This is a genomic window from Mesorhizobium kowhaii, from assembly GCF_042431665.1.
Taxonomy (GTDB): Bacteria; Pseudomonadota; Alphaproteobacteria; order Rhizobiales; family Rhizobiaceae; genus Mesorhizobium; species Mesorhizobium kowhaii.
In genome coordinates, this window is record NZ_JBHLYT010000103.1 from 1 (window position 1) to 901 (window position 901).

A 901-nucleotide genomic window follows, 5' to 3' on the forward strand; every position below is an offset into this window, starting at 1 on the left:
CATGCGCGCCGCCAGGCTTGGCCACTTCAGGCAACTGGCCGATTACGACTGGAAATGGCCGCGTCGTATCGATCGCGCCGCCATCGAGGAACTGATGACGCTGTCCTTCGTCAAGGAGGCCGCCAACATCGTCCTTATCGGTCCTAACGGCGTCGGCAAGTCCACGCTCGCTCTTAACGTCGCCTACCAGGCGCTGGTCGCCGGCCATTCGGTCCTCTTCCGCACCGCCAGCGAAATGCTCGGCGAGCTCGCCGCCATCGACAGCGATTCCATGCTCCGCCGAAAGCTGCAGTACTATGCGGCGCCCGATATCCTGGTCATCGACGAGGTCGGATATCTCTCCTATTCCAACCGTCATGCCGATCTGCTGTTCGATCTCATCAGCCGCCGATACGAGAAACGCTCGACCATCGTCACCACCAACAAGCCCTTCGCGCAATGGTCGGAGGTCTTCCCCAATGCCGCCTGCGTCGTCGGTCTGGTCGATCGCCTTTTGCACCATTGTGAGGTCATTCCCATCGAAGGCGATTCTTACCGCTTCAAGGAAGCCTCCGAGCGCTCGAAGGCGCAGCGTCAACAACGCACCAGCCACCCCGCTGACGAAAAGGAGCCTGCAGCATGACCGGAAATCCTCATCAGCCGTCCGGTCTCGGGCGTGGAATCCAGTTCATCGTCAATGCCGAATGGACACCCGAGCAAGCAGCCGCCGTCTTCGAACTCCTCGACGATCTGCGAGACTGCATCTGGAGCCGTTACGCTCCCCACATCCAGCAGTTTGTCCGTCACCAACAAGCCCCTGACGATCAGCACCCTTCCAGCGACGAGCAGACAGGGCAAAAGCCCCATCCTCTCGATCCCTCCTGGTAAAAAATACAAAGCGGCCCCATCGGGCCGCTTTCTC

2 protein-coding genes are annotated in these 901 nt (G+C 60.3%); one reads left to right on the forward strand and one right to left on the reverse strand.

From position 1 onward, the window contains the following. Positions 1-622: IS21-like element helper ATPase IstB (gene istB, locus ACFFNA_RS35265; protein WP_378924509.1), on the forward strand; the 622-nt coding region annotated here is incomplete at its 5' end. Here istB and ACFFNA_RS35270 read toward each other — a convergent pair. Then, positions 574-901: hypothetical protein (locus ACFFNA_RS35270; protein WP_208646625.1), on the reverse strand; the 328-nt coding region annotated here is incomplete at its 5' end. The genes istB and ACFFNA_RS35270 overlap by 49 nt on opposite strands.